The 22,612-nt window shown below is 75.0% G+C and carries 22 protein-coding genes and 1 pseudogene; 7 read left to right on the plus strand and 16 right to left on the minus strand.

Going from position 1 to position 22,612, the window contains the following annotated elements:
* Positions 1-2 precede the first annotated feature (2 nt).
* A complete protein-coding gene (locus ACIBQ8_RS05960) occupies positions 3-758 on the plus strand; it encodes a GntR family transcriptional regulator (protein ID WP_397177776.1) in 756 nt (251 codons plus the stop codon).
* 4 nt (positions 759-762) lie between these two features.
* Here the strand turns inward: ACIBQ8_RS05960 and ACIBQ8_RS05965 are convergent, their stop codons facing one another.
* Both ACIBQ8_RS05965 and ACIBQ8_RS05970 read right to left on the minus strand, forming a co-directional pair.
* The gene (locus ACIBQ8_RS05965; protein WP_397191282.1) at positions 763-1,119 is read right to left on the minus strand and encodes an STAS domain-containing protein; all 357 of its coding nucleotides are present in this window, start codon (positions 1,117-1,119) and stop codon (positions 763-765) included.
* Positions 1,098-2,378 (minus strand): PP2C family protein-serine/threonine phosphatase, encoded by a 1,281-nt coding sequence (locus ACIBQ8_RS05970; RefSeq protein WP_397177778.1) that lies wholly within the window; start codon positions 2,376-2,378, stop codon positions 1,098-1,100. Before ACIBQ8_RS05970 ends, ACIBQ8_RS05965 begins: the two co-directional genes overlap by 22 nt.
* 213 nt (positions 2,379-2,591) lie before the next feature.
* Between ACIBQ8_RS05970 and ACIBQ8_RS05975 the strand changes: the two genes are divergently transcribed.
* The 3 genes from ACIBQ8_RS05975 to ACIBQ8_RS05985 all read left to right on the plus strand — a co-directional run bounded on the left by ACIBQ8_RS05975 (position 2,592) and on the right by ACIBQ8_RS05985 (position 7,400).
* Positions 2,592-6,776, plus strand: a complete 4,185-nt coding sequence (locus tag ACIBQ8_RS05975) for a SpoIIE family protein phosphatase (RefSeq protein ID WP_397191283.1) — start codon at positions 2,592-2,594, stop codon at positions 6,774-6,776.
* Positions 6,773-7,099, plus strand: coding sequence for an STAS domain-containing protein (locus tag ACIBQ8_RS05980; RefSeq protein WP_397177780.1), 327 nt, complete (start codon positions 6,773-6,775; stop codon positions 7,097-7,099). The genes ACIBQ8_RS05975 and ACIBQ8_RS05980 overlap by 4 nt, the downstream gene beginning before the upstream one ends.
* Positions 7,100-7,166: 67 nt before the next feature.
* A complete protein-coding gene (locus ACIBQ8_RS05985; protein ID WP_397191284.1) occupies positions 7,167-7,400 on the plus strand; it encodes a hypothetical protein in 234 nt (77 codons plus the stop codon).
* On the opposite strand, the gene ACIBQ8_RS05990 is transcribed toward ACIBQ8_RS05985, so the two are convergent.
* The 9 genes from ACIBQ8_RS05990 to ACIBQ8_RS06030 form a co-directional block, all read right to left on the minus strand.
* Positions 7,388-8,434 (minus strand): ABC transporter ATP-binding protein, encoded by a 1,047-nt coding sequence (locus ACIBQ8_RS05990; RefSeq protein ID WP_397177782.1) that lies wholly within the window; start codon positions 8,432-8,434, stop codon positions 7,388-7,390. The two genes, ACIBQ8_RS05985 and ACIBQ8_RS05990, sit on opposite strands and share 13 nt — an antisense overlap.
* Positions 8,416-9,177 (minus strand): ABC transporter permease, encoded by a 762-nt coding sequence (locus ACIBQ8_RS05995; RefSeq protein ID WP_397191629.1) that lies wholly within the window; start codon positions 9,175-9,177, stop codon positions 8,416-8,418. Before ACIBQ8_RS05995 ends, ACIBQ8_RS05990 begins: the two co-directional genes overlap by 19 nt.
* Positions 9,178-9,272: 95 nt before the next feature.
* The gene (gene modA / locus ACIBQ8_RS06000) at positions 9,273-10,073 is read right to left on the minus strand and encodes a molybdate ABC transporter substrate-binding protein (RefSeq protein WP_397191285.1); all 801 of its coding nucleotides are present in this window, start codon (positions 10,071-10,073) and stop codon (positions 9,273-9,275) included.
* 10 nt (positions 10,074-10,083) lie between these two features.
* Positions 10,084-10,497: a molybdopterin-binding protein gene (locus ACIBQ8_RS06005; protein ID WP_397191286.1), complete on the minus strand. Its 414-nt coding sequence runs from the start codon at positions 10,495-10,497 to the stop codon at positions 10,084-10,086.
* 150 nt (positions 10,498-10,647) lie between these two features.
* Positions 10,648-11,805: a Cmx/CmrA family chloramphenicol efflux MFS transporter gene (locus tag ACIBQ8_RS06010; RefSeq protein ID WP_397191287.1), complete on the minus strand. Its 1,158-nt coding sequence runs from the start codon at positions 11,803-11,805 to the stop codon at positions 10,648-10,650.
* Positions 11,806-12,114: 309 nt separating this feature from the next.
* The gene (locus tag ACIBQ8_RS06015) at positions 12,115-13,905 is read right to left on the minus strand and encodes an FtsX-like permease family protein (RefSeq protein WP_397191288.1); all 1,791 of its coding nucleotides are present in this window, start codon (positions 13,903-13,905) and stop codon (positions 12,115-12,117) included.
* Positions 13,906-13,910: 5 nt separating this feature from the next.
* A complete protein-coding gene (locus ACIBQ8_RS06020; RefSeq protein ID WP_397177786.1) occupies positions 13,911-14,639 on the minus strand; it encodes an ABC transporter ATP-binding protein in 729 nt (242 codons plus the stop codon).
* Entirely contained in the window at positions 14,636-15,169 is a 534-nt protein-coding gene (locus ACIBQ8_RS06025) for a PadR family transcriptional regulator (RefSeq protein WP_397177787.1), read from the minus strand. The genes ACIBQ8_RS06020 and ACIBQ8_RS06025 overlap by 4 nt, the downstream gene beginning before the upstream one ends.
* A 12-nt stretch (positions 15,170-15,181) precedes the next feature.
* Positions 15,182-15,619: a hypothetical protein gene (locus ACIBQ8_RS06030; protein WP_397191638.1), complete on the minus strand. Its 438-nt coding sequence runs from the start codon at positions 15,617-15,619 to the stop codon at positions 15,182-15,184.
* On the opposite strand from ACIBQ8_RS06030, the pseudogene ACIBQ8_RS06035 reads away from it, so the two are divergent.
* A pseudogene (locus tag ACIBQ8_RS06035) lies at positions 15,570-16,005 on the plus strand (serine hydrolase); the annotation flags it as partial. The gene ACIBQ8_RS06030 and the pseudogene ACIBQ8_RS06035 overlap by 50 nt on opposite strands.
* On the opposite strand, the gene ACIBQ8_RS06040 reads toward ACIBQ8_RS06035, so the two are convergent.
* The gene (locus ACIBQ8_RS06040; RefSeq protein WP_397177788.1) at positions 15,998-16,585 is read right to left on the minus strand and encodes a TetR/AcrR family transcriptional regulator; all 588 of its coding nucleotides are present in this window, start codon (positions 16,583-16,585) and stop codon (positions 15,998-16,000) included. The pseudogene ACIBQ8_RS06035 and the gene ACIBQ8_RS06040 sit on opposite strands and share 8 nt — an antisense overlap.
* A gap of 99 nt (positions 16,586-16,684) precedes the next feature.
* On the opposite strand from ACIBQ8_RS06040, the gene ACIBQ8_RS06045 reads away from it, so the two are divergent.
* Positions 16,685-17,788: an FAD-dependent monooxygenase gene (locus ACIBQ8_RS06045; protein WP_397191289.1), complete on the plus strand. Its 1,104-nt coding sequence runs from the start codon at positions 16,685-16,687 to the stop codon at positions 17,786-17,788.
* A gap of 25 nt (positions 17,789-17,813) precedes the next feature.
* Here ACIBQ8_RS06045 and ACIBQ8_RS06050 read toward each other — a convergent pair whose 3' ends face one another.
* The 4 genes from ACIBQ8_RS06050 to ACIBQ8_RS06065 form a co-directional block, all read right to left on the minus strand.
* Positions 17,814-18,419 (minus strand): DNA-binding response regulator, encoded by a 606-nt coding sequence (locus tag ACIBQ8_RS06050; protein WP_397177790.1) that lies wholly within the window; start codon positions 18,417-18,419, stop codon positions 17,814-17,816.
* Positions 18,416-19,552, minus strand: a complete 1,137-nt coding sequence (locus ACIBQ8_RS06055; protein WP_397191290.1) for a sensor histidine kinase — start codon at positions 19,550-19,552, stop codon at positions 18,416-18,418. The genes ACIBQ8_RS06050 and ACIBQ8_RS06055 overlap by 4 nt, the downstream gene beginning before the upstream one ends.
* Entirely contained in the window at positions 19,549-20,625 is a 1,077-nt protein-coding gene (locus ACIBQ8_RS06060; RefSeq protein WP_397191291.1) for a hypothetical protein, read from the minus strand. Before ACIBQ8_RS06060 ends, ACIBQ8_RS06055 begins: the two co-directional genes overlap by 4 nt.
* A gap of 481 nt (positions 20,626-21,106) precedes the next feature.
* The gene (locus ACIBQ8_RS06065) at positions 21,107-21,643 is read right to left on the minus strand and encodes a helix-turn-helix domain-containing protein (RefSeq protein ID WP_397177793.1); all 537 of its coding nucleotides are present in this window, start codon (positions 21,641-21,643) and stop codon (positions 21,107-21,109) included.
* Positions 21,644-21,696: 53 nt separating this feature from the next.
* On the opposite strand from ACIBQ8_RS06065, the gene ACIBQ8_RS06070 reads away from it, so the two are divergent.
* Complete coding sequence (locus ACIBQ8_RS06070) at positions 21,697-22,590, plus strand: alpha/beta fold hydrolase (protein ID WP_397177794.1); 894 nt, start codon at positions 21,697-21,699, stop codon at positions 22,588-22,590.
* The last annotated feature ends 22 nt before the right edge of the window (positions 22,591-22,612 follow it).

Below are 22,612 nucleotides of genomic sequence, written 5' to 3' on the forward strand. Positions count from 1 at the left end.
CGATGACCCCCGACGCCGGGCACGAGGCGAGATACCGCGCCATCGCCGCCGACCTCGCCGCGAAGATCCGGTCGGGCCATTACGCGCCCGGCGAGGCGCTTCCTCCGCAACGGGAGCTGAGCGCCTCCTACGGGGTCACCCTCATGACGCTGCGCCAGGCGTTGCGTGAGCTCAGCGACGAGCACCTGATCGTCCAGCGGCCCGGCAAGGGCACGTACGTGGCCCCGCCCCACCTGGCCTACCAGCTCGGCTCGCTCCGCAGCCTCGCCGACGACCTGCGGGAACAGGGACATGACGTGCGGACCGTGGTGGCCGGGCGGGCGATGCGGCGGGCTCCCGACCGGATCGCCGCGGAGCTGCGGCTGCGGCCCGGCGACACGGCCCTGCGGCTGGAGCGGGTGCGGGAGTTCGCCGGGCGGCCGGCCGTCCATCAGGTGTCCTGGGTGCGCAGGCCGGTGGCCGACCAGATCCGCGATCGCGACTTCACCGCCGTCTCGCTCTACGCGGCGCTCGCCGACGCGGGGGTGGCGGTCGCCCGCGCCTCGGAGGTGGTCGGGCCCGGCCTGCTCGACGCCGCCGCCGCGCGCCGCCTGCACGAGCCCGAGGGCAGCGCCGTGCTGGTCAGCACCCGGATCACCTACACGCCCGACGGCGTTCCCGTCGTGTCCGACCACGCCACCATCCTGGGCACGATGATGGAGATCCGTACCGAACGGGCCTCCACCGGCCTGTCGCTCGCCTGGCGGGCCACCAGCTAGCGCCTCACTGCAGGGCGGCGACGGCCTTGTCGACGTTCTCGTGGAAGGACAGCAGGCGGGTCAGCCCCATGATCTTGAACGGGTGCTCGATGTCCGGGCTGAGCCCGGCCAGCGCCAGGCCGGCGCCCGCGTCCTGGGCCCGCTGATGGGCGCTGACCAGCACGGAGATGCCGGTGGAGTCGCAGAACCGCAGCCCCGACATCTCGATCACCAGGGCGTCGCCCGGCGCGAGGCCGAGCTCGTCCAGAGCCTCGTGCAGGCGGGGGGAGGTGTGGTGGTCGAGGTCGCCGGCCACCGTGAGGATGCGGACGCGTCCCGAGTGGGGCTGGGTGGTGATGGTCAGACCGTGGTCGTGCTGCACTGGGGCTCCTCAGAAGAGACGCCCGTCGAACGGGCGGGGACGGACAGGGCGAGCACCGCGGTGTCGTCCGACACGCCGTCGCCGAGGGTCGTGATCAGTTTGTGCACCGAGGCCAGCAGGCCGTCGGCGCTGGTGGGGGCGGCGGCGGCCAGGTAGGCGGCCAGGCCCTCCTCGTCGAGCCTGGTCCCGGTGCCGGTGCGCGCCTCGGTCAGGCCGTCGGTGTAGAGCAGCAGGGCGTCGCCGGGCCCCAGGCGGGTGCTCACCTGGGCGAAGTACGGGTCGCGCAGGATGCCGATGAGCTGCCCGCCCTCGGGATGGACGGCCTCGACCGCGCCCGCGGCGCGCACCACCAGCGACGGCGGATGCCCGCCGCCCGCCAGGGTGACCTCGAAGCCGCCGTCCACGGGGTCGAGCACGCCGAAGACCGCCGTGCAGTACGGCGGCGGCATGACCTGGCCGGCGTGCTCCTGCTGGAGGACCGCGTCCAGGTTGGCCAGCACCGCGCACGGGTCGGGGTCGTAGACGGCGGCGGCGCGCAGGGTGTAGCGGACGAGCGAGGTCAGCACGGCCGCGTCGGCGCCCTTGCCGCAGACGTCCCCGAGGAAGAACGCCCAGCGGTTGCCGTCGAGCGGGAACAGGTCGTAGAAGTCGCCGCCCACCTCGTCCACCGAGACGGGGTGGTAGGCGGCGGCCGCGCGCAGGCCCGGCACCTCGGGCAGGGTGTGCGGGACGAGCGTCTGCTGCAGCGTGCGCGCCAGGCGCTCGGCGTCGGCGCGCAGCCCGCGCTCGGTGGCCAGGGTGCGTGAGGCGGCCAGGCGCAGCTCCAGCTCGTCCATGACCAGGGCGGCCAGGTCCCGCAGGGCGCTGACGTCCTCGTCCGCGGCCTGGCGGGGACGGACGTCCATGACGTTGACGCTGCCCACGCAGCGGCCGTCGGGGACGGTGATCGGGGCCGCCGCGAAGAAGCGCACGCCGCTCCCGCCGGGCGGATCGGCGGCCGTCGCCGGGTCGGCCGCGACGTCCGGGATCACGCACACCTCGCCCCGCGCGAGCACGGCGGCGTACAGGCTGTCCTCGCAGCCGCCGGGGAACGGGCCGGCCGGCGTGCCGTGGGCGGCCACCCGGCGCACCCCCTCGTCGCCGGCGAACGTCACGGTCGCCATGGGGGCGTGGAACATGCGCGCCGCCAGCGAGGCCACCCGGTCCAGCGTGGCCTGACCCGGCACGGCGGGGAGTTCGTGCCGCTGCAGGGCCGCCACGAGGCGTGTGTCATCGGCGGTGCTGACGTCCGGCTCCTTCCGCTCGCTCCGCCGGCACAGGCGCCGAGCAGGGGCGGAGGCCCGACCCCCGGAGTGATTTGCCCTATTCTACCTACGGTCGAGGTGATACCTGACCTGCTGGTCCACAGCCGCGGCGGCATCACCGGCGCGACGCGGGGTAGGCGCGCCCGCAGCGAACGAGGGGGGAGCCGGATGACACACGACGACCACGGTGAGCGGCGGCCGGCGGCGGCGGCCGGTGCCGGGATCTTCACCGTGGACGACGAGGTCGGCCGCGACCTGGCCGAAGTCGACTGGGAGGCGACCCCGCTCGGCCGTCCGGAACACTGGCCGCAGAGCCTCCAGACGGCGGTCAGCATCCTGCTGTCGTCCAGGTTCTCCATGTGGATGGCCTGGGGGCCGGAGCTGACGTTCTTCTGCAACGCCGCCTACCGCCGCGACACGCTGGGCCAGAAGTACCCGTGGGCGCTCGGCCGGCCGGCCCGCGAGGTGTGGGCGGAGATCTGGGACGACATCAGCCCGCGCATCGACGCGGTCCTGTCCACCGGGAAGGCGACCTGGGACGAGGCGCTGCTGCTGTTCCTGGAGCGGGCCGGCTACCCGGAGGAGACGTACCACACCTTCTCCTACAGCCCGCTGCGCGACGACCACGGCTCGGTGATCGGCATGCTCTGCGTGGTCAGCGAGGAGACCGAGCGGGTCATCGGCGAACGCCGCATGGCCACCCTGCGCGATCTCGGCTCCGACCCCAGCGTGGTCCGCACCGAGCAGGAGATGCTCACCTTCGCCTGCCGCCAGCTCGGCGGCAACCTCCAGGACCTGCCCTTCACCCTGACCTACCTGTTCGACGGCGACGGCCGGGCGCGGCTGGCCGGCTCGACCGGGCTGCCCGCCGGACATCCGGCCGCCCCTGCCGTCCTGTCGCCCGACGATCCGGACGCGTTGTGGCCGGTCCAGGCCCCGGCCCGCGGCGAGCCGGGGCTCGTGGCGCTCGACGCGGCCCCGTACGCCGGGCTGCCGCCGGGGGACTGGCCGGAGCCGCCCACGCACGCGCTGGTGATGCCGCTGCTGCAGCAGGGAGGCAGGCCGTACGGGTTCCTGGTGGCCGCGCTCAACCGCTACCGCGCCCTGGACGACGGATACCGCGGCTTCGTCGAGCTGGCCGCGGGGCACGTGGCCACCGGCATCTCCTCGGCCCGCAGCTACCAGGCCCAGCAGCGGCGGGCCGAGGAGCTGGCCGAGCTCGACCGGGCCAAGACCGTCTTCTTCTCCAACATCAGCCACGAGTTCCGCACGCCGCTCACCCTGATCATGGGCCCGGTGCAGGAGCTGCGGAACACGCTGGCCGGCGCGGCCCCCGAGGTGCGCCAGGACCTGGAGGTCGTCCACCGCAACGCCCTGCGCCTGGGCAGGCTCGTCAACACGCTGCTCGACTTCTCCCGCATCGAGGCCGGGCGCATGCAGGCCCGCTACGAGCCGGTCGACCTGGCGGCGGTGACCGCCGACCTGGCCAGCGTCTTCCGCTCGGCGGTCGACAAGGCCGGCCTGTCCTTCGAGGTGGACTGCCCGCCGCTGGACGAACCGGTCTACATCGACCGGAGCATGTGGGAGAAGGTCGTGCTCAACCTGCTGAGCAACGCGCTGAAGTTCACCTTCGACGGCTCGATCGCCGTCCAGGTGGGCGTGCGGGACGGGCAGGCCGTGGTGACCGTCTCCGACACGGGCATCGGCGTCCCGGCCGAGGAGCTGCCGCGTCTGTTCGAACGGTTCCACCGCATCGAGAGCGCCCGCTCGCGCTCCAACGAGGGCAGCGGCATCGGGCTGGCGCTCGTCCAGGAGCTCGTCGGGCTGCACGGCGGCACGATCACGGCCGAGAGCGCCGAGGACAAGGGCACGACGTTCACCATCCGGCTGCCCTTCGGCGCCGGCCACCTTCCGGCCGGGAGCCTGGTGCCGGCCCGCCCGGCGGAGCCGGTCTCCTCCGGCGCCGAGCCGTTCGTGCAGGAGGCGCTGCGCTGGCTGCCCGAGGACGACGTCACCAGCGCGGGGACGTCCTCGGACGTCTCGGCGGACGGCGGCGGCTCGCCGGGCCCGAGCGGCGGCCCGCCGGCCCGGGTGCTGATCGCCGACGACAACCGGGACATGCGCGAGTACCTCGTCCGGCTGCTCAAGGGCGCCGGCTACCACGTCACCGCCGTCGGCGACGGTCTCCAGGCGCTCGACGCCGTGCACGCCGACGAGCCCGACCTCGTGGTCAGCGACGTGATGATGCCGCGCCTGGACGGCCTGGCCCTGGTCGCGGCGCTGCGGGCCGATCCGCGTACCGCCGGGGTGCCGGTGCTGCTGCTGTCGGCGCGCGCGGGGCAGGAGGCCTCGATCGAGGGCCTGGCGGCGGGCGCCGACGACTACCTGGTCAAGCCGTTCTCCGCGGCCGAGCTGCTGGCGCGGGCGCGGGCCAACGTGGAGCTGGCGCGGCTGCGCAACCATCACACCCGCTGGCGCAACGCCATGATCGACTCCTTGCAGGAGGCGTTCTTCGTCACCGACGAGGACGGCGCGGTGATCGAGATCAACTCGGCGTTCACCGACATCCTCGGCTACGGCCCCGACGGCCTGCCCTACCGGCCCCGGCACCCCTGGTGGCCGGACGAGGAGCGCGACCCGCAGGCCCACGGCCTGGTCGCCGAGGCGTTCGGCCGGCTCGTCGGCGTGGGCAGGGGCAGCGCGGTCCTCCCCGTCACCCACCGCGACGGGCACCAGGTGTGGGTCGCGGTCACGTTCAACTCGGTCACCGACCCCGCCACCGGGCGGCGCCGCGTCGTGGGCACCCTGCGGGACGTGACCGCCGAGCACTACCTCGTGCAGCGCGAGAGCGCGCTCGCCGCGCTGGGCCTGCGCGTCTCGCAGGCCGGCAGCCTGAACGACGCCCTGGCCGGCGGGCTGGACGCGCTCCAGGAGGTCTGGCACGCCCGGCAGGTCGTGGCCGTCGTCTGGGACGAGGACGGCTCCCGCGGCCCGGTCACCGCCCCGTCCGGCGCGTCCGGCCTCGCCTGGCAGGACCTGCCGGAACAGGTGCGGGACAGGCTCACGGGGCTGCGCGAGCAGCCGCCGCTGCGGGCCGTCGCCTCCGAGGCGCACGGTGCCGGCATCACGCTGGAGCACCCCAAGGGCCTGCTCGCCGTCTGGATCGACCTGGGCCAGAACCGGCCGTTCACCCACGAGGACCAGACCCTGCTGGCGCTGCTGGCCGGCCACCTGGGCCAGGCACTGCACCGGGTGCACCAGCTCGACCAGCAGCGCGAGGCGGCCGTGGCGCTCCAGCGCGCCATCCTCGGCCCGTCCCGGCTGCCCAGCGGCTTCGCCGTGCGCTACGAGCCGGCCACCAGCCCGCTGGAGGTCGGCGGCGACTGGTACGACATCGTGCCGCTGTCCGGCGAGCGCATCGGGATCGTCGTCGGCGACTGCGTGGGGCGCGGGCTGGAGGCCGCGGCGGTCATGGGACAGCTGCGCAGCGCCTGCCGGGCCCTGCTGCTCCAGGACGCCGGGCCCGCCCAGGTGTTCACCGCGCTCGACCGGTTCGCCGCCCTCATCCCGGGCGCCAAGTGCACCACCGTCTTCTGCGGCGTCCTGGACACCGCCACCGGCGACCTGGTCTACGCCAGCGCCGGTCATCCCCCCGGCATCCTGGCCCACGCCGACGGCAGCACCGAGCTGCTGGAGGGCGGCCGCTCGACCCCGCTGGCCGTACGGTCGGCCCGTGGGCGCACCGAGGCCCGGCACACCATGCCGCCCCGGTCCACCCTGCTGCTCTACACCGACGGGCTGGTCGAGCGGCGGCGGCGTCCGCTGACCGCGGGCATCAGCGAGGCCAGCACCGCCGTCCAGGTCGGGCGGTCCACCCCGATCGAGGAGCTGGCCAGCGACGTCATGTCGTCCCTCACCCCGGACGGCGGCTTCAACGACGACGTCGCGCTGCTGCTCTACCGCCAGCCCGCGCCGCTGGAGGTGGACTTCCCGGCCGAGTCGAGCCAGCTCGCCCCCGTGCGCTCGGCGCTGCGGGAGTGGCTGGCCCGCTGCCAGCTCACCCCTTCGCTGGTGCAGAACGTGCTCGTGGCGGCGGGGGAGGCGTGCGCCAACGCGATCGAGCACGGCCACCGCAACGCCCCCGGCCGGACGATCCGCCTGCGGGCCGTCGCCACCCCCGGCGACCTGCGGCTCACCGTCGCCGACACCGGCCGATGGAAGCAGCCGGAGCCGGAGGCGAACCCGCACCGGGGCCGGGGAGTGGCGCTCATGCGCGCCCTGATGAACGAGGTCACCATCGAACCCGGCGCGGCCGGTACCACCGTCGACATGCATGCGAGGATCAGCTCATGACCACCCCTCTGACCCTTGCGGCCTCGACGCGGCCGGACGGCACCCAGGTCGTGGCCGCTGCCGGCGAGATCGACATGAGCAACGCCGGGGCTCTGGAGGAGGCGCTGGCCCGCACCGGCGACGGCATGGTGCTCGTCGACCTGAGCGAGGTGGAGTACCTGGACAGCGCGGGCCTGACCGTGCTGTTCACGTACGCCTCGCGGATCCGGCTCGTCGCCAACCCGGTGCTCGAACCCGTCCTGACGATCGCCGGCTTCGCCGACGTCGCCGCCATCCAGGAGATCACGTACGTCGACCCGTCCCAGGACGGCCACAACGCCTGAAACAGCACGGGCCGGGCCGCTGTTCGACCCCGGCGAGCGCAAGAGCCGGCTGCGCTTCCTGATCTCGGTGCTCGGGCGCGACGGTCACCGCGCGGTGTTGTCGTGGCGCGAGCTCGACCCGGAGTTCGGCAACATGCCCGCGATGCCGGCCGTCGGCATGGACTGCCGGGCCCTCGACGGGCAGGGGCCGCACCTGGTGCTGCCGGGCGACCGCTGCGGCGGCCGGCACGTCAGCGGCGTCACCGGCATCCGGGTCGGCGTGGACGACCGCCTGTGGGATCGGGGCGTTCAGGCCGGGTAGGCGTGCGTCTCGGTGGCCTTGACGGAGGCCCAGATCCGCTGGCCGGGGGTCAGGTCGAGGTCGGCGACGGCGGCCGGGGTGATGTCGGCGAAGGCCGTCAGGGGGCCGTCGAGGTGCACGCGGACGTTGTCGCCGTGCCGTTCGATGCCCTCGATCCCGGCCTGCCACAGGTTGCGCGGGCTGCCGTCGGGACGGCTGCGGTACAACGCCACGGCGGCGGGCGGGAAGGCCACGAACGCCGGCCCGTCGAGCTCTTCCGACGTGTGCAGCAGCACCTCGCCGACCTTGACCCGGACGCCCTCGGCCACGCCGCGATAGAGGTTGAGCCCGACCAGGCGGGCCACGTAGTCGGTGCGCGGATGGCGGGCGACCTCGGCCGGCGGGCCCTCCTGCACGACCGTGCCGTGCTCGATGACGATCAGCCGGTCGGCCAGCACCATCGCGTCGAGCGGGTCGTGGGTGACCAGCACGGTCGCGCCCGCGAAGTCGGCCAGGTGGCGGCGGAGCTGGGAGCGGATCTCCAGCCGGGTGTGGGCGTCGAGCGCGGCCAGCGGCTCGTCCAGCAGCAGCAGCTCGGGCCGTACGGCCAGCGCGCGGGCGAGGGCGACCCGCTGCGCCTGCCCGCCGGACAGCCGCCGCGGGCGGGCGGCGGCGTGGGCGGCCAGGCCCACCCGCTCCAGCAGGGCGGCGGCCGTCCGGCGGGCCTCGGCCTTGGGCACGCCCTGGCAGCGCGGCCCGAAGGCGACGTTGTCGAGCGCCGACAGGTGCGGGAAGAGCAGGTAGTCCTGGAAGACCATGCCGATCGGGCGGCCCTCGGCGGGCAGCGTGTGCAGCGGCGCGCCGCGCAGGCTGATCCGCCCGCCGGTCATCGGGGTGAGCCCGGCCAGGGCGCGCAGGGCGGTGGTCTTGCCGGCGCCGTTGGGGCCGAGCAGCGCCACCACCTCGCCGGCGGCGACCCGCAGCGAGACGTCGAGGGTGAAGGCCGGCCGGGTGACCACCAGGCGGGCGTCGAGGGTCACGGCGCGCTCACCCACCGGTCGCGCAGGCTGGCCAGGATGACCACCGAGACGGCCAGCAGCACCAGGCTGAGCACGATCGCCGCCTCCGGCTCGGTCTCCAGCGCCAGATAGACCGCCAGCGGCATCGTGCGGGTGGTGCCGGGGAAGTTGCCGGCGAACGTGATCGTCGCCCCGAACTCGCCCAGCGCCCGCGCCCAGCACAACACGGCCCCGGCCACCACGCCCGGCATCACCATGGGCAGCGTCACCCGGCGGAACACCGTCCAGCGGGAGGCGCCGAGCGTCGCGGCGGCCTCCTCGAAGCGCTGGTCGGCGCCGCGCAGCGCGCCCTCGACGCTGATCACCAGGAAGGGCATCGCGACGAACGCCTCGGCCACGATCACGCCGGCCGTGGTGAACGGCAGCGTGATGCCGAAGGCGGACTCCAGCCACTGCCCGGCCAGGCCGCGCCGCCCCAGCACCAGCAGCAGCGCCACGCCGCCGACCACCGGCGGCAGCACCAGCGGCACGGTGACCAGCGCGCGCACCAGCCGCCGCCCCGGGAACGACACCCGCGCCAGCAACCAGGCCAGCGGCACGCCGAGCAGCAGGCAGAAGGCCGTGGCGACGGTGGCGCAGAGCAGCGACAACCGCAGCGCCTCCAGCACCTGCGGCGCGGCCAGCCGCTGGAGCAGCGTGGACCAGGGGGCCCGGATCAGCAGCCCGGCCAGCGGCAGCACCAGGAACGCCAGCCCCGCCAGCGCGGGCACGACCAGCATCCACGGCGCCCGCCCCGAGATCTCACGGCCTTCGGGCCCCGCGGCCGGACGCCCGGCGGGCCGGTCCGCCGGGCCCGGAAGCCGGGTGCGAGCGGTCACGGGGCCTCGAAACCGGCCTTGGCCAGGACGTCCTTGCCCTGCTGGGACAGCACCAGGTCGACGAACTGCTTGGCCAGGTCGCCGGCCGGGGCCTTGGTCAGGGCCGCGATCGGGTAGTCGTTGATCGCCTGGGCGGCCTCGGGGAAGTCGATGCCGGTCACCTTGCCGCCGGAGGCGATCACGTCGGTCCGGTAGACCAGGGCGGCGTCCACCTCGCCCAGTCGCACCTTGGTGAGGGTGGCCTTGACGTCCTGCTCCAGGGTCACCGGCTTGACCTTGAGGCCGGCCGCGCCGAGCGCCTTGACCGCGGCGGCCCCGCACGGCACCTGCTCGGCGCAGAGCGCCACCTTCACGGCGGGGTCGGCCAGGTCCTTCAGCTCGTCGACCTCGGCCGGGTTGGCGGCGGGCACGGCGATCTGCAGCCTGTTGCGGACGAACGTGGCCGGGGCGGCCGCGAGGGCGGCGTCGGTGACCGTCTTCATGGTGGCCGGGCTGGCGGCGGCGAACACGTCGGCCGGGGCGCCCTGGACGATCTGCTGGGCCAGGGTGGCGCTGGAGCCGAAGTTGAACCTCACCGTCGTCCCCGGACGGGCGCTCTCGAAGCTCTTGCCGAGCTCGGTGAACGTGCCGGTCAGCGAGGCCGCCGCGAACACCGTCACCTCCCCGGCGCCCCCACCGGCGGACGCGGCGGGAGCGGAGGAGGCGGACGTGGCCGGCGCGCCCGAGCCGCAACCGGTCAGGCCGGCCAGCGCGAACGCGACGGGCAGGGCGATCGTCGAAAGACGCCTGAACACCAAGGGGGGCTCCTCACACCTGACTGGCCACGCGCTCGTGGCCGGGGATCTCCACGACGACGTTGGTGGACTTGATCACGGCGACCGCCACCACCCCCACCTGGAGGCCCAGCTCGTCGGCCGCCTGCCGGCTCATCAGCGACACCACGCGGAACGGCCCGGCGGCGATCTCCACCTGGGCCATCACCGCGTCGCGGATCACCTCGGTCACGATGCCGCGGAAGCGGTTGCGCGCCGAGGAGCGGCCGCCCTCGCCGTCGGACTCGATCTGCGAACGGGCGAAGGCCGCCAGATCGGTGCCGTCGACCCGCCGGTGGCCGTGCTCGTCGCGCTCGGCCGCCAGCCGGCCCGCGTCGACCCACCGCCGGACGGTGTCGGAGCTGACCCCGAGCAGCGCCGCCGCCTCGCTGATCCGGAACGTCGTCACAAGCCCACACCCTACCTTCCGCATATTCCACCCTGAAGCCCGGTCTGGCCACGCAACAGCGACACGATCGCCGGGCATGCTGTCGCATTCACGAGAGCATCCCGGCGACCGCGCCCGGTCACGGCCGCCGGACCATCTTCCCGCCCCCGGTCAGCGCGGCGTGACGCTCGCCGGCGACCTGTGGACGACGGCCGCCACGGCGAGCGCCACGACCACCAGCAGGGCGCTGACCCACGGCGCCGCCTGGTAGCCGAGCCCGGCGGCGATGGCCGCGCCGCCGAGCGCCGGGCCCGCCGTGGCCCCCACGTTGAGCGCCGCCGTGGCGAAGGAGCCGCCGAGCGAAGGAGCCGCGGCGGCCGCGTAGAGGACGCGGGCGATCAGGGTCGAGCCGACCGCGAAGGACAGCGCGCCCTGGACGAAGACCAGCACGAACGCCACGACCGGGACGCCCGCCGCGGTCGCGAGCAGCGCCCATCCGGCCGGCAGCGCGAGCCCGCCCGCGACCAGGACCAGCGCCGGACGCGCGTCCGACAGCCGGCCCGCGGCGGTCACCCCGGCGAACGACCCCAGCCCGAACAGCGCGAGCAGCACCGGCACCCACCCCTCGGAGACCCCGCTCACCTCGGTGACCAGCGGCGACAGGTAGGTGAAGGTGCAGAAGGTGGCGGCGTTGACCAGCGCGCCCAGCGCCAGCGCGACCAGCAGACGCGGCTCGCGCAACGCCCGCAGCTCGTGCCGGGCGCGCGGACGGGCACTGTCCTGCCCGCCGGCCGGCACCGACCGCACGATTGCCAGGACGGCCGGCAGCGACACCAGCGCCACCGCCCAGAACGCCGACCGCCAGCCGAACGCCTGGCCGAGCACGGCGCCCGCAGGCACCCCGGCGACGCACGCCAGCGTGATCCCGCCGAGCAGCACGGACGTGGCGCGTCCCTTGGCGCCGGGGGCGGCCATGCCGGCGGCCGTCGCCAGGCCCACGGCGAGGAACCCGGCGTTGGCCAGCGCCCCGAGGACGCGGGTGGCCAGCAGCACGGCGAAGTCGGTGGTGAGCGCGCCGGCCACGTGCACGACCACGAACGCGACGAGGAAGAAGAGCAGCGCCTGCCGGCGTGGCCGGCGCAGGCTGAGCAGCGCCATGAGCGGCGCCCCGACGACCATGCCCGCGGCGAACGCGGACGTCAGCGCGCCGGCGGCCGGGACGGACACGCCCAGGTCGGCGGCGATGGCCGGGCCCAGCCCGGACAGCATGAACTCCGACGTTCCCTGGGCGAACACGGCCAGCCCGAGAACGTAGATGGCGAAAGGCACGAGCGGTACTCCAAGCACAGCACGAAGGAACGCGGCGCGCCGGCGGCACAGTGGGGCGCGGGCGCTACCGCGAGTGGGGAAGACCCGGGTTCGACGCCACGACGGTGGCGGAACAGCCGGGAGGAACCGGTCCGTACGAAGGTGATCGGATGCCGGAAGGGCGCGCGGTCTCAGGGACGGCGCGGCCGCAGGACATCACGAGAAGCCACCGACGATCGGTGGCTAGCGTCTTGACGCCTCGGGACCGGACATGCGCCACACCCTAGCCGGAGATCACGCAGGCCGTCCACCTGGTTCCCGCGCGGCCGGTCACGCGGTCTCGGCGCTGAGCGCCTGGGCGACGGGCCGGCGGGCCGCCAGCCGGGCGGGCAGGGCGACGGACGCCGCGGTCGCCAGCAGCGTGGCCAGCGCGGCGCCGGCCAGCCACGCGAGTGGGGCCTGCACCGCGTTCCCGGCCGCGAAGAGCGAGAGCAGGCCGAGGCCCAGGGGGACGCCGGCGACGGCGCCGGGCAGGCTGGGCAGCAGCTGGGCGCTGGACAGACCCGCGGCGACCTGCCCGGGGGTGGCGCCGAGCGTGCGGGCGACGGCCATGGTGGCCCGCGCCTCCATGGCGGTGGTCCAGGTGAGCGTGACGGTGTTCACGACGGCCAGGACGATCAGCAGGACGGTGACGGCGAGCATCAGCCGGCGGTCCTGCTCGCCGCGCATGTTGGGCAGCACGGAGGAGCCGTCCAGGCCGTAGCCCCGCTCCGGCTGGACGTGGAGGGTCAGCAGGGCGACCATCGCGATCACCGTGGTGGCGGTGGAGCACGCCTGGAGCACCGCCCGGCCGGGCCGGCGGGCGGTCAGCCGCAGGCCGAGCAGGAGCGGCGTGGGCAGCAGCGCCGACAGGGCGGTGATCCGGGGCCGGTGACGGGGCGGGCGCGCGGTCGCGGACAGCGCCGTGACGGTGGCCGTCCGCATGGCGCGCAGTGTGGGACGCAGCGTGGACAGCACCGCGACCGCCAGGGCGAGGACGGTCGCGGTGACCACGACGGAGCCGCCGAGCTGGGCCGCGTCGCCGATCCGGCTGGCGGTGGGGCCGGCCAGGGCGGGCGCGGCCAGGCGGGCGATCGTCAGCCCCAGCGCGTCGCCGGCCAGCGCGAGCGCCAGGTACTCGGTGAGCAGGACGGTGGCGATCAGCCCGGGGGTGGCGCCGACGGCCTTGAGCAGCCCGGCCCGGCGCGTCTGGGCGGCGGCCCGTCCGGCGGCCAGCGCCGCGACCCCGGTGACGGCCAGGAAGCTGAGCAGCCAGCTCCCGACCACCAGGATCGGCCGGCTGTCCCTGAGGATGACGGTGTCCTGCTCGGCCGTGAACTGCCAGGAGTGGAAGTCGACCCGCAGGCCCGGGTCGCGGTGCGCGTCGCCGAACGCCTCGGTGGCGGCGGGGTCGGCCAGCTTGAGGTCGATGGCCGTGGTGACCGGCAGGCGCCGGGAGGAGGCCAGTGTCCGGGCGTCCGAGCTGGTCAGCCAGGCCAGGCCGGCGTAGTCGCTGGGGCCGCCGCCCGGCCCGATCTGCGCCGCCCAGGGGTAGATGGAGGTGGCCGCGGTGACGGCGATCCCGACGACGGGGTACGGCCGTCCGGCGATGGTGACGCGGTCGCCGACCACGACGCCCAGGGCGGTGGCGAAGCCGCGTTCGAGGACGGCGCCGCCGGGCCGCACCCACCGGCCCGAGGTGACCAGCGGCCGGTTGACCGGGCCGGGACGCTCGGCGAAGCCGTGCACCACCACCTGGGACGACGTCGAGCCGCGCGCGGTGAGGCCGGCGTAGACGATGCGGTAGGGGCCGTGGTGGGCGACCACGCCGGGGTCGTCGGCCAGCGAGGCCAGGGCGGAGGTCGCCGCGCGGCCCGAGCCGCCGGACAGAGCCACCACGTCCGGCCCGGCGGTGGCCGCGCGGGTCTGCTCGTACAGGGAGCGGCTCGCGTCGCCCAGGGACAGGCCGAGGGCCATCGTCGCGGTGGCCACGGTCACCGCGAGCAGCAGCATCGCGGCCTGGACGCGGTGCCGCCGCACGTCGGCCAGCACCAGCCGGGTGACGAGCACGACGGTGCCCATGACGTTCAGTCCTCCAGCCCGATCAGACCGCCCAGCCCCCGCGGGCGGGCGGCGGCCAGGTGGGTGTCGTCGACGAACATGCCGTCGCGCATCGAGACCAGCCGGTCGGCGGTGGCCGCCACCCGCTCGTCGTGCGTGACGATCACGAGGGTCTGCCCGGCGGACCGCAGCTCGCCGAAGATCCTCAGCACGTCGAGGGTGGCGGCGCTGTCGAGGTTGCCGGTGGGCTCGTCGGCCAGCACCACCAGCGGCTCGTTGACCAGCGCGCGGGCCACGGCGACGCGCTGGCGCTGGCCGCCGGACAGTTGCGAGGGCAGGTGCCGGGCGCGGGCGGCGAGCCCGACCCGGTCCAGCAGCGCGTCGGCGCGCCGCCTGGCCTGGCGGCGCGAGCGGCCGGCCAGCAGCGCGGGCAGCTCGACGTTCTCTGCCGCCGACAGCTCCTCCACCAGGTGGAACGCCTGGAAGACGAACCCGACCGAGCGGCGTCGCAGGCGGGCCAGGGCGCGCTCGCTCAGCGTGTCGACGCGCCGGCCGGCCAGCCACACCTCGCCGCCGGTGGGCCGTTCCAGGCCGCCCAGCAGGTGCAGCAGGGTGGACTTCCCGCAGCCGCTCGGGCCGGTCACCGCCAGCGTCTGCCCTTGGGGGACGTCCAGGTCGACCTCGTCCACGGCGCGGACCCGGCTCTGCCCCTGGCCGTGCGTCTTCACCAGGCCGCGGGCCCGTAACACGTTCATGCGCCCTCGTCTTCGTCTTGGGCTCCGGACCAGGTGCGCTCGCAGGCGTCCAGCCAGCGCAGGTCGGCCCGCAACCGCAGCACGACCCCCTCCAGCAGCAGGCCGGCGGGTGATCCGGGCGGTTCGTCCAGCACCGCCTGCTGGACCTCGCGCAGGCGGCGCAGCAGCTCGCGGCGCTGCGCCGCGACCAGCTCGACCGGGTCGGCCAGCCTCGCCGCCGCGGCGGCGGCGAGCTTGAGATGGAACTCGGCCAGGTCCGGTTTCGGCCAGCCGACCTCGGCGAGCCAGGCGGCCACCCGGCGCTGGCCGTCGGGGGTCAGCGCGTAGACCTTGCGGTCGGGACGCTCGGGGAGGCCGCCGGCCCGTTCGCATTCGACGAGCCCCGCCTTCTCCAGCCTGGCCAGGGTCACGTAGATCTGGCCGGGGTTCATCGACTCGCCCAGCGGGCCGAGGCAGTGACGCAGGCGGGCGCGCAGGTCGTAGCCGTGCGACGGCTCCTTGGCGAGCATCGCCAGCACCGCGTCCTGCACGGCCCCACCCCCCTAACGGTTAGCCAATAGATAGCGGTTAGCCGTAGGGGGTGTCAAAACTACCGGGACGGCCTGGACCTGATCATCCAGAGGCCCGGGCGGCATGTAGGTGGCCAGGAACCAGGAGTGGCGCAGCATGTCCTTGGAGACGAAGACGGCCGCCAGGACGCCCTGCGGCACCAGCGGGATCGCGCCGAGGCCGAAGCACCACCAGGTGATCATGCGCTGCGTCGTGGACAGCCGGTCGAAGCGGGAGGCCACGGCGGGCCGCTGCCTGCGGCCGGTGCGCATGAGGTCCAGCAGCTCGGGGCCCTGCGCGCGCAGGCGGCGTTCGGCGAGCAGGCCGAGGCCCCACACGCACAGCGCCCCCGTCAGTACGCCGACGGCGACCCCGGCCCGGGCCCGGCTCATCGCGTTCCTGCGCGGGCTGGGCGACCAGGTCAGCCGCATCGACCACTACGAGCCCGAGCTCAACAGGATGGGCCCGCGGAACCCGCGCGACACCACCACCCCGCGCGCGATCGCCGGCGACTACCAGAACATCCTGCTCGGCGACGTGCTGGCCCCCAGTCAAGCGTGCGCTGCTCGAAGGCTGGCTCCTGCGCACGACCACCGGCGCGGCGCGCGTCAGGGCCGGCCTGCCGAAGGGCTGGAAGGTGGCGCACAAGACCGGGACCGGCAACTACGGCAGGGCCAACGACATCGCCGCGGTGTGGCCGCCCGGCGCGGCGCCGCTGGTGGTGGCCGTCATGACCGACCGCCCCGGCCACGGCACGCCGCCCAGGGAGGCGCTGATCGCCGAGGCCGCCCGGGTGATCGTCGCCTCGCTCACCTGACCAGCCCGAACCGGGTGGTGACGGCCCGCAGCCCCTCGATCACGTCGGCGGCCGAGGGCGCGGCCCGCGGGTCGTTGAGCCACTGGGCCATCACTCCCAGCAGCAGCGCGAGCTGCACCGAGCCGACGGCGCGCACCTCGCCGTCGCCGATCTCCTCCTCCGGCACCCCGGTGAGCTGCGCGGCCATGCCCCGCCGACCTTCGCGCTGACCGGCCACGAGCTGCTCGCGCAGCTCCGGCGAGTGCTCGGCCTGGACCAGCGCCTCCAGGTTGGCCAGCCACAACGTGCGGTTCTCGTTGATCGAGCCGATCAGCTGCTCCCAGAGCGCCTCGAAGTTCTCGGCGGGTGACCTGCCGGGGTCGTCGAGGGCGGCCAGCGCCGCGCCGACCTTCTCTCCCCATTCGCCCATGGCCTCGACCAGTGCCGCGTTGAGCAGCGCCTCGCGCGAGCCGAAGTGGTAGCCGATGGCGGCCATGCTCACGCCCGAGGCCGTGGCGATGTCGCGGACGGTGGTGCGCCCCCAGCCCTTCTCCTCCAGGCAGCGCCGCGCCCCGGCCAGCAGGTCTTCGCGATTTCCCATGACCGGAAGCCTAGCACGTACGCATTAGACGATCGTCTTGCGCGTTTGCCCAAATCTGCGTACGGTGTGGAGCATTCACCGACGAAAGAGGACGTTCCCATGCGAATCCTGATCTCCGGCGGCAGCGTCGCCGGCCCCGCGCTCGCCTACTGGCTGCACCGTCACGGCCACCAGGTCACCGTCGTCGAGCGCGCCCCGGCCCCGCGCGGCGGCGGCGCGGCCATCGACTTCCGCGGCTCGGCCCTGGACGTGCTGAAGCGTATGGGCCTGCTGGCCGAGATGCGCCGGCACGCGACCACGATGACCTCCATGACGCTGGTCGACGAGGCCGGCGACGCGCTGGCCGTGCTGCCCGCCACCGCGATCTCCGGCGAGCTGGAGGTGCTCAAGTCCGACGTCACGAAGGTCCTGTACGAGGCCACCCGCGACACCGTCGAGTACCTGTTCGACGACACCGTCACCGCGCTCGACCAGGACGCGGCGGAGGTGCGGGCGCGGTTCGAGAAGGCGCCGCCGCGCACGTTCGACCTGGTGGTCGGCGCCGACGGGATGCACTCCAAGGTGCGCGCGCTCGCCTTCGGCCCCGAGTCGCGGTACGTGCGCGGCCTCGGCATCTACGGCGCGCTGTTCACCACCGCCAACATCCTCGACCTGCGGGACGCGGGCCTGATGCACAACACGCCCGGCCGCAGCGCCCTGGCCTTCACCGCGCACGGCAACACCGAGCTGCGGGTCGGCCTGTCGTTCGCCGCCGACGACCTGGTCTACGACCGGCGCGACCGCGCCCAGCAGGAACGCCTGGTGGCCGAGCACTACGCGGGAGCGGGCTGGGAGGTGCCCCGGCTGCTGGCGGCCATGCGGGAGGCCGAGGAGTTCTTCTTCGACTCCTCCGGCCAGGTCGTGATGGACACCTGGACGAACGGCCGGGTCACGCTGCTGGGCGACGCGGCCTACTGCGCGGCGCCGACCTCCGGCCGCGGCACCTCACAGGCCCTGATCGGCGCGTACGTGCTGGCCGGGGAGCTGGCCGAGGCCCCCGGCCACGCCACGGGCCTGGCCGCCTACGAGCAGCGGATGCGCGACTACGTCGAGCGCAACCAGCGGCACGGCCGGGCCGCGGCCCGCTGGTTCTTCGGCGCGCCGGACGAGCCCATGCCGGACGAGGCCGACGACGCGGTCCCGCTCAAGCAGTACGCGCTCTGAGGTCGTGGCCGACGACCCCGGCGGCTCAGAGCCAGCCCGCGTCGCGGGAGATGCGGATGGCGTCGATGCGGTTGCGCCCGCCGACCTTGCTGATCGCGTTCGACAGGTAGTTGCGCACGGTGGCCTGCGACAACGAGAGCTGGGTGGCGATCTGCGCGGTGCGGATGCCGGACGCGGCGGCGCGCAGCACCTCGGTCTCCCGGGCGGTGAGCGGGCTGCTGCCGGTCTCCAGGGCGGCGGCGACCAGTTCGGGGTCGATCACCCGTTCGCCGCGGGCGATGCGCCGGATGCCGTCGGTCAGGGTCTGGGCAGGGGCGTCCTTGACGATGAACCCCCGCGCGTGCGCCTTCAGCGCGCGCAGCAGGTTTCCCGGCTGGCTGAGCCCGGTGAGCACGAGCGTGCGGCAGTCCGGCAGCCGCTGCGAAAGCTGCTCGGCGGCCGACAGACCGTCCAGGCCGGGCATGTCGATGTCGAGCACCGCGACGTCCGGGCGTACCCGGAGGGCGGCGGACAGCACCTCGTCGCCGCGCTCGATCTCGGCCACCACCTCCATGTCGTCCTCCAGCGAGAGCAGGGCGACCAGGGCCGAGCGGATCATGTGCATGTCCTCGGCGATCAGTACGCGGATCACGGGCCTTCCTCGGGAACCTCGACCGACAGCCGGAACCGGCCGTCGTGGACGGCGGTGGACGACGAGCCGGACGCCGCGCGGGCGCGTTCGGACACCCCGGCGAGCCCCGACCCCGGACTCCCGACGCCGCGCACGCCGTCGTTGACGATCTCCAACCGTACCCTGCCGCCGTCGCGGGCCACGGTGATGGCGCAGGTCGTGGCCTCGCTGTGCCGCAGCAGGTTGGTGGCGCCCTCGCGGATGGCCCACGCCAGGGCGTCGTGGGCCGGGCCGGACAGCGGCGGCAGCGCGGCCACGTCGAGCCGGGTGCCGACCCCGGCCGCGCCGAGCAGGGCCGCCGCGCCGTCGATCTCGGTGCGCAGCGAGACGGCCAGCTCGTCGCGGGTGATCGCGCGTACGTCCCTGAGGGCGTCGCGGGCGACTCCGGTCAGGCTCTCGATCTCGGCACGGGCCGCGCCGGCGTCCTTGGCGAGCAGCCGCAGGGCCAGGTCGCCCTTGAGGGAGATGGCCGACAGGCTCTGGCCGAGCAGGTCGTGCAGGTCGCGCGAGACCCGGACGCGTTCCTCGCCGACCGCGGCCGCGGCCAGCTCGGCCCGGGTGGCCTCCAGCTCCTCCAGCAGCAGCACCAGGCGGGCCCCGGCGACCAGCGCCCCGCCGAACACGACCAGGCCGAGCATGGGGTAGACGGCCAGCAGGAGGGCGTGCGGCACCGTGTCGCCGTCGCGCAGCATCTGCGCCACCTCCAGCGCGGCCGGGTGCAGGATCTGCGCGACGGCGGCCACCGCCCGCACGGGGCCGCGCAGCAGCATGACGATCGAGGCCAGGGCCAAGACGGTCACGCCCTCCCATTGCGTGGCGAGCCACCACAGGGGCAGGTTCGCCAGCAGCAGGAGCGCCGCCAGGGTCCAGGGCCAGCCCGCCGGGCGCGCGCCGCGGGAGGCGGCCAGGCTGTGGCGGAGCTGGAGCGCGAGGGCCGCCAGGACGCCCGCGCCCGCCAGGACGGGGTTCCCGGGCGGCCCCTCCATGCCCATGCCGATGTAGACCGGCACCTGCGCCGCCAGCGGGACGTGCAGCGCGACGAACGGCCGGCGCGGATGCCGCAGCACCCAGGCCGGCGGGATCTGCGCGGTCATGCCGGCACCTCGATCGTCTCGGTCACGTCGTCGGCGCGGACCTCCAGCAGCACCCGGCCGTCCGCGACGGTGACGGCGATCGTGCAGGCGCGCACGCCGTCGGCGCGCAGCAGGCGGGTGACGACGGCGCGCAGGGCCGCGCGCGGCCCGGCCGGGATCGTCTCGGGGACGCCCTGCCTGGGCAGTTCCAGGCGGGCCGGCACGCCCGCCGCCGACAGCAGCGTGGCGGCCGTCTCCAGCTCGGCCCGCAGCGACGGCTGCCGGTAGCCGCGCACCCGCCGTCTGGCCTCGGCCAGCGTGCGGCGCGAGTCGTCGGCCAGCCGCGCGAGCTCCGCCGCCAGCTCGGGGGAGGGGCCGGGAGCGCCGCCGGCGGCCGAGGGGGCGGGGGTGCCGCCGGGGGGCAGGGCCGCGGCCGCGCGTTCGCCGCGGGCGGCGATCGACTCCAGCGCGCCGCCGAGCGTGCGGCGCAGGTCGTCGTCGATGCGCCGCCGCTCCTGCGCGACCGCCTGCTGGGCCAGCGCCTCCCTGGCCGCCTGCAGCCGGGTCAGCGCCGCGGCGAGCCAGACGAGCAGCAGCAACGCCCCGCCGCCGCACAGCACCGAGAACGCCGGCCACGACGCCACCTGCCACGGCAGGCCCAGCAGCAACGCCACCGGCGCGGCCGCCGCCACCAGGGCCACGCAGACCAGGTACGACCACGGCGCCGGCAGCACCAGCGCGGCCGACACCACGAGCCCCGCGTACGCCCGTGGCCACATGTTCCCGGCCAGGGGCGTCACGCCGAGCACGACGACGGCCATGACCGCGAACGTCCAGCGGCCGGACGGCGGACGGCGGGCGTGCGCGGCGTACCAGACGTGGCGCAGGTGCAGGGGGAGGTAGGCCGCGGTCGCGGCCAGGCTCCACAGACCGGTGCGGCTGTCGTTGCCCTCGTAACCGAACGACAGCGTCACCTGCAGCAGCGGCAGCAGGGCGCTGCACACGACGGCGACGACCGGCGCCAGCCTGACGACCCGCCCGGACCGCCAGAACTCCGCCCTGCCGGCCGCTCCGTCCGCCACTCCGTCCGCCACCGTGCCCACCACCGCGCCCGCCCGTCGATGTTCCCCGGCTGACCAGGGTAGGCCGCCCGGCCGGACGGCGGCGCGGCCCGGCCGCCGGGGCCGGACCAGGGTGAGCGGCAGGGCCATGAGGGGTCGTCGCCGCCTTCCTCGGGGGATGTCGAGGGACCCAGCCTGCACCCCGGCGGACGGCGGCGAACAGATGCAGATGTCACCGATAGGCCCGTGAGATTCGCGGCGGGTTCGTCCGGGTTGAGTCCGTCTTGCGAATGGGTCCAGCCGGTCTTGCGGATGGAGTCAGCCGGTCTTGCGGATGGGTTCAGCCGGTCTTGCGGATGGCCAGGCCGTGGTCGCCGCCGGCGGCGATGAACGCGAGCCCCGGCCCCCGCGCGCTCGACCTCGGCGGCATCGGCACCGGGACGCCGGTGCCCGTCTGGCCCGAGGTGTACTGCCCCCAGCCGTACGCCTCGCCGCCGGGCCGGGAGAACGGCGCTCAGGCGGACGGCTCCTCGGCCGGGAACAGGATCGGGCTGATCAGGTGGCGGGTGCGCTCGGGCGTGGGCGGGTTGGCGATTCTGGGCAGGAGCGCGGCGCGCAGGTCGGCGATCAGCGCGGCGCGCTCGTCCGGGCTGAGCCAGATGGCGTGCTGCCGGTAGCCGACCAGGTCGGCGGCCGGGTCGGCCTGGTCGCGGTCGAGGTAGGCGCCGAACTCGGCGAGCAGGGCCGCCATGGCCACGGCGAACGCGCGGCGGTGGTCCTCCCGCGAGGCCGCGGCGGCGGTGTCGGCGTCGATGGCCGCCCGCGCCGGGCGCAGCCGGTAACGCCGCTCGACTGCCCCGCGTACGCGCTGCTCGCCCTCGACGTCGAGCAGGCCGCCCTCGGCCAGCAGGCCGACGTGCCGGTAGACGGTGGCCTTGGAGACGTCGGGCAGCAGGTCGCACAGGTCGGAGGTGGTGAGCGTGCGGCCGCCCGCCATGGCGTGCACGATGCGCAGCCGTACGGGATGCAGAAGCAGGTCCACCGTGTCCATGGACGTACGATCTCACACCTGCTACCTTTCTCAAACCTGAGAAAGGAAGGGTCATGACTCATCACGCCCTGGACGCCCCTCCGCTGGGCCGCCTGCACGACGTCGGCGGTCGCCGGATCATGCTGCACCGCTCGGGCGCCGGCGGCCCGCCCGTGGTGTTCCTGCCCGGCGCCGGAGCCGTCGGCCTGGACTATCTCAACGTGCACGACCGCGCCGCCGAGCTGACGACCAGCGTGCTCTACGACCGCGCGGGCACCGGCTGGAGCGAGCCGGTCGAGCTGCCCCGCACCGCGGCCGAGGTGACCGACGAGCTGCGCGAGGCGCTGGCGGCGGCGGGGGTGCGCGGCCCGTACGTGCTGGCCGGTCACTCCCTGGGCGGCGCGTACGCCCGCCACTACGCCCGCCGTTTCCCCGGCGACGTCGCGGCGCTGCTGCTGCTCGACCCCTTCCACGAGGACATGGCCGCCCGCGCGCCCCGGCAGGCGCGCGAGATGCTCGACCGGATGCGCGATCAGGCGCTCCCCGAGCCGACGCCGGAGCAGCTCGACGCCGCCCGCCCGGCCGTCGAGCAGCTGCTGGCCGCCTGGCCGGACGGCGTGCGCGAGGCCCTGGTCGACCACCACCTCACCGCCTGGCGCACCGGCTGGCTGGAGGGCCGCAACCTCTACGACGAGGTCTCGGCGGAGTTCGGGGCCGCGCCGCCGGCGCCCGACGTGCCGGTGATCGTGCTGTCGGCCATGGGCGCGGACGCCACCCAGTCCCAGCTGTGGCCGGAGGACGTGCTGCGCGAGATCAACGCCGGCAAGCTCGCCCTGCACGCCGAGCTGGCCGCCTCCTTCCCGCGCGGCGAGCACCGGGTGCTGGACGACGCCGGGCACGGCTGGCTGCACGAGGAACGGCGCGACGCCGTGCTCCAGGCGCTGGCCGACCTGCTGCGGGCCCTGTGAGACCCGGCGGCCCGGCGGCGGC

The sequence above is a fragment of the Nonomuraea sp. NPDC049646 genome (genome assembly GCF_044465525.1).
Lineage (GTDB): Bacteria > Actinomycetota > Actinomycetes > Streptosporangiales > Streptosporangiaceae > Nonomuraea.